The sequence below is a fragment of the Trinickia sp. genome (assembly GCF_036503415.1).
Lineage (GTDB): Bacteria > Pseudomonadota > Gammaproteobacteria > Burkholderiales > Burkholderiaceae > Trinickia.
The window spans coordinates 1-5,140 of sequence record NZ_DASXWY010000010.1; the positions used below are offsets into that span (position 1 = coordinate 1).

Here is a 5,140-nt window from a genome sequence, read left to right on the forward strand (position 1 = left end):
GTCACGCTGCTTTGAGCGTGCGCACTCGGCACGGCGCCGACACACGTTCCCACCGCGACTGTCGCCGCGGCCATGATGCGCTTCTTCACTATCGTCTCCTCCGGTTACATTGCTCAGATCACATTTAACGCACAAACAGACTAACAATCCACGTTTTATATTTTTGTGCATATTCAACCAAACGCCCATGTTGGTCAATGCCGATGTGGGCAAATCGGCTCAGTGTTTACTCGTGTATGCGTGCGTGTGCATCGTGGAAGTCAACAGGAGGGAGCATCGAACTTGCGAAGTGGCGAAGGCGAGTCACATCGCGAACGGGGGCCTCGCACGTGGGATGGCTGCGACGAGGAATGGGCCAGGATTAGGGGGCGCTGCGTCTTGCTGCTGGAACCGCTTTGTCACAACATCCACGGTGTCGTAGCAGTAGATGCGTGGCACCCAAGGTAGGAGTGATGCGCTTAGTAGCGATGAAGCTCGTTCTGAGTTTGCTGTTCGAGTTGGTGCCGCGCGTCAATCAAGATGAGAACCGCATTGACTCAGGTTTTTTGTTACCAGGCGAATTTGCTTCGATAGTGCGCCGCACGTCTTTAGGAACGCCACGACGGAAGAGATACCCCGTTCCAGAACGGGTTTTGAACATGAATTGAGGCATGCGGTCACCTTCGGCCGCGCCCCCGTTCTTCGCATAGGTTTGTACCTGCTTTTGTACCCGGCTTTGTACCGTACAAAAAATAAACCCCCTGTAACGCCAGCAGATTCTGGCAAAACAAGGGGTTGCAGGCAACCTGGCGGAGAGAGGGGGATTCGAACCCCCGATAGGCTGTTAACCTATACACGCTTTCCAGGCGTGCGACTTAAACCGCTCATCCATCTCTCCGGGAGCCGAGGATTATAGCAGAGTTCGTGCGTCGCTCCGCCACCCATCCGCACGCCAAGCGAGCGTTAGGAATTCACCCGCCACCGTGCCGCAAGATTCCTTTCATCGAAGCCAACAACACACGCCAGTGATCGACCTGCCGGCGTTGAAACAGCATCAACTCGAACCCGTGCCGGGCCACATGCTCCCGAGGAATCGTATCCCACCCACGATGCTCGACCGTCACACGAGTTTCATCGCCAACCGCTTCGAAACACACGTCGAGATACGTAGCCTGATCAGCGGCAAACGTCGCCTGCCGCCAGGTCAACGCGAGCCGATGCCCAGGCTCCCAAACATTGATGCGGCCCACTTCGAACTCCGTGCCATCCTCGAACGTCGCCACGAGCCGCCCGCTCTCTCCCGGTTCGAACGCTAACCGTCCATCGCCGCGCGGCGTGAGCGCGAACAGCGGATTCGCCACCCACCATCGCCCGATCTCCTGCGTGAAAGCCTCGAACGCCCGAAGTGTCGACACCGCGACCCGAAGCGAGACGATGACCGAAGCTGTCATCGATTCCCCTTTTCGACATGTGCCTTGAACGCGGACAATTGCGCCGCCCACATCGCTTCCGTACCGGCAACCCAGCGCTTCAATTCCGTCATGGCGCCATCCTTCAACGAATACACGCGCACGCGCGCATCGAATTGCGGATGCATTTCATCGACCAGTCCGGACGCCTTCAAGAGCCGTAAATGCCGGCTCAACGCCGGCGGCGATAGCGAGAGCGCGCTCGCCAATTCGCCGGCGCTGCGCGGCCGCTCGCCGAGCAACTCGATGGCGCGGCGCCGGTTCGGATCGGCAAGCGCCGCAAAGATTCTGTCGACAGCGGCTGTCAATCGAGCCGAGTCCGCGTAGTGAACCCGCTCGCCTTGTCCCACTCTTCAGGCGTCATCTTTTGGACGGTGACGCTAAAGGACCAGATGTGACCCTCGAGATCCTTCGCGCGATATGCCCGATCGCCGTAAAACTGCGTCTCCGGCTCCATCAGAATCGCCGCGCCCGCCGCACGTGCGCGCGCGCAATGCGCGTCGATATCTTCGCCCTGCGCGAGTTGGACATGAACGGATTGCGTGTTCTTGCCACCGATCGAGCGCGGACTCTTGTGTTCCTCGCTCCATTCGCTCCCTATCATCAGGACCGAATCGCCATACGACATTTCAGCGTGCGCAAGATCGCCGTCGCCATCGAGGATGACGAACAACGGCTCGAACCCGAATGCCGTCTCGAGCCAGCGATAAGCCGCCTTCGGATCCTGATAAGACAGTGCACTCGACAGCCCCTTCGGCCGATAAAGATCACTCATGTCAGTCCCCCTTTCCTCGTCGTCCGGACGTCACTTGCAAAGACTGGCAATATTTAACCAAAAACGCAAGTAAATATCGCATACGCGCAACGACATAAAGGCAGTGCCGCCCTTCACTACGCTCAACACGCTATGGCCGTCGAATGTAATCGACGAGCGCCAGGGTGTGGGCGTCGGGTTTTCGGTCCAAAAGACTGACACCGATCGTCGCGATGAACCCCGCCGGCACGCCGAACACGCCCGAGCTGATCGGCTGGATGCCGAACCAACGCGCCCCGGCCACGCCGGTCAGTTGGGCAAAATAGGGATGCGTCGACACGATGTAGTAAATGCAAACCGCAAGCCCCGCCACGATCCCGGCCACCGCGCCGCGTTTCGTCGCGCGCTTCCAGAAAACGCCGAGCACGAGTACGGGAAAGAAGCTCGACGCCGCGAGCGAAAACGCCGCCCCCACCAGAAAGAGGATGTTGCCCGTATTGAGCGACGCGACATACGACGCCAATAGCGCCACGCCCAGCAACAGGATTTTCGAAAGCGTCACACGCCGCTGCGTCGTCGCCGCCGGGTCGATCATGCAGTAGTAAAAATCGTGCGAGAGCGCGTTCGCGATCGTCAGCAGCAGTCCGTCGGCCGTCGAAAGCGCCGCGGCCAGCGCGCCCGCCGCAACGAGGCCCGAAATCACATACGGCAAACCGGCAATTTCCGGTGCCGCCAGCACGACCATGTCCGGCTGCATGCGCACTTCGGACCAGCGCACGATGCCATCGCCATTCGTATCGGCAATGTTGATCATCGTCGGATCGACGCGATGCCATTGCACGACCCATGACGGCAGATCGGCAAATAACCGTCCAACCAGGTGAGTCATCACCTCGTGTTTGATCAGAACGGAAAGCACCGGCACGCTCACATAAAAAAGCGCGATAAAAAAAAGCGTCCACCCGACAGAGCGGCGCGCCGACGCGACGGAGGTCGTGGTGTTGTAGCGAACCAGGATGTGCGGCAAGCTCGCCGTGCCCAGCGAAAGACACAGTAACAGCGAGAGGAAATTGCGCTGGTGGATGCGGCGCTCGTTTTCATTGGCGGCGGAAAACGGCTCCTGCATCGGCACCGGATCCGTTGCGCGCACAAGCAAGTCGTTTCGTGCCCGGGTCCACATTGCGCGCGCCGCGGCCGGGTCGCGCGGAAAGGCGCCTAATGCCGCCTCGAGTTCGTGAATCTCGCGCAGTGGGCCGTTGCGCCGGCGCAGCGCGTCGAGTTCGCGCGCCAAGTTCGCCTTCCCGTCGAGATATGAGCCCGGTAAGGCGGCAATCTGCGCATCGATCTGCGCGGCGCGCTCTCGATACCACGCGCGAACGCTGCGTTCTTCGCGTGCGTCGCGCGCCTGCTGCTCGAGCGTCTGAATACGCTCCATCAGACGACCGTAGGTCAATTGCGGCACCGGCCCCAGTCCGTCCTTCAGGGCAATCATCGAGACGGGCACGAGCATCGCGCTGATCAGGATGACGTACTGTGCGACCTGAGTCCAGGTGACGGCCCGCATGCCGCCGAGAAACGAGCACACGAGTATGCCGGCCAGTCCGCACGCGATGCCGATCGCAAAGTCGACCCCGATGAAGCGCATGGCAATCAGCCCCACGCCTTGAATCTGGGCGACGAGATAGACGAACGAGCAAAGAATCGCGGAGCCCGCTGCAAGCCCGCGCACGAGGTTGCTCGAATACCGCGTGCCGAGAAAATCGGGAATCGTGTAGCGGGCGAGCTTGCGCACGTAAGGCGCCAGCAGAAACGCCACGAGGCAAAACCCGCCGGTCCATCCCATCAGGTAGGCAAGGCTGTCGTAGCCGGTCGCGTAAAGCGAGCCGGCCAAACCGATGAAGGATGCGGCCGAGAGCCAGTCGGCAGCCGTCGCCATGCCGTTGAAGAAGGCCGGCACGCGGCGCCCGGCCACGTAGTACTCGACGACATCGGACGTGCGGCAAAGCAAGCCGATCACGGCATAGACGGCGATCGGCAGAAACAGAAACACGTAGCCCACCCATGGGCCCGCGCCTAGCGCACGCTCGATGCGCCACATCAAGTAGATGAAGACGAAGAAGCCGACCGTGTAAAACGCGTATGCCTTGCTCAGGCGACCGACGAGCTTCATGGCGTGCGGTCTCGCGCATCGTCGAGGGTCTCGGCCTCGATCGCTCGTCGTATCGTACGGTCAGCCATGCCCATCGCCACGATATAGACGACGATCAACGCCAGATAGATCACGATCGCGCCTTGCGCACCCAGATAGAAAGGCAGGCTGAAGCCGGCGAAGCGCAAACCCGCCAGCTCCCGCGCAAAAAGCGGTACGACGAACGATACGCTAAAGCCCATCGCCATCAGCACGGCGATGAGCGCGAGATTGAAGCGCCAATAGCGCCGATGCGCGCGTGCAAGCGCGCTCGACATCGATCGAGGCTCGACTGGCTCGGAAACAGCCGTTTCGGGAAGACGTGGCGCAACCATGCGCCTATGTATCAAAAAGGCGCGGCACGGGCAATCGGGATTGTCCGTGCCGCGCCCGGCATCTGCGTCAAACTGCCGCTGACCGCGGCACGATGACCAACGTCAACGCACCTCGGCGAGCTGTTCGAGAATGGCGGGATTTTCGAGCGTCGAGACGTCCTGCGTGATCGCCTCGCCCTTGGCCAGCGAGCGCAGCAAGCGCCGCATGATCTTGCCCGAGCGCGTCTTCGGCAGGTTCTCGCCGAAACGGATCTCCTTGGGCTTGGCGATCGGACCGATCTCCTTGCCCACCCACGCGCGCAGCTCGTTGGCCAGCTTCAAGGCCTCCTCGCCTTCAGGGCGCGTGCGCTTGAGCACCACGAACGCCACCACCGCTTCGCCCGTCGTGTCGTCCGGACGCCCCACCACCGCCGCT

At 61.0% G+C, this 5,140-nt stretch carries 6 protein-coding genes and 1 tRNA gene; all 7 read right to left on the reverse strand.

What is annotated here, in order from left to right; translation table 11 throughout:
• Positions 1-786 precede the first annotated feature (786 nt).
• Positions 787-877 (reverse strand) — tRNA-Ser (locus VGL01_RS02215).
• 73 nt (positions 878-950) lie between these two features.
• Positions 951-1,430: an SRPBCC domain-containing protein gene (locus VGL01_RS02220; RefSeq protein WP_331566649.1), complete on the reverse strand. Its 480-nt coding sequence runs from the start codon at positions 1,428-1,430 to the stop codon at positions 951-953.
• On the reverse strand, positions 1,427-1,756 hold the full coding sequence (locus tag VGL01_RS02225) for a metalloregulator ArsR/SmtB family transcription factor (protein WP_331566651.1): 330 nt from the start codon (positions 1,754-1,756) through the stop codon (positions 1,427-1,429). The genes VGL01_RS02220 and VGL01_RS02225 overlap by 4 nt, the downstream gene beginning before the upstream one ends.
• Entirely contained in the window at positions 1,753-2,223 is a 471-nt protein-coding gene (locus VGL01_RS02230; RefSeq protein WP_331566653.1) for a VOC family protein, read from the reverse strand. Before VGL01_RS02230 ends, VGL01_RS02225 begins: the two co-directional genes overlap by 4 nt.
• 130 nt (positions 2,224-2,353) lie before the next feature.
• Positions 2,354-4,372: a sodium:solute symporter family protein gene (locus VGL01_RS02235; RefSeq protein ID WP_331566655.1), complete on the reverse strand. Its 2,019-nt coding sequence runs from the start codon at positions 4,370-4,372 to the stop codon at positions 2,354-2,356.
• Positions 4,369-4,725, reverse strand: a complete 357-nt coding sequence (locus VGL01_RS02240) for a DUF4212 domain-containing protein (RefSeq protein ID WP_414720154.1) — start codon at positions 4,723-4,725, stop codon at positions 4,369-4,371. Before VGL01_RS02240 ends, VGL01_RS02235 begins: the two co-directional genes overlap by 4 nt.
• Before the next feature lie 102 nt (positions 4,726-4,827).
• The coding region (locus VGL01_RS02245) for an AMP-binding enzyme (RefSeq protein ID WP_414720155.1) at positions 4,828-5,140 on the reverse strand (313 nt) is incomplete at its 5' end.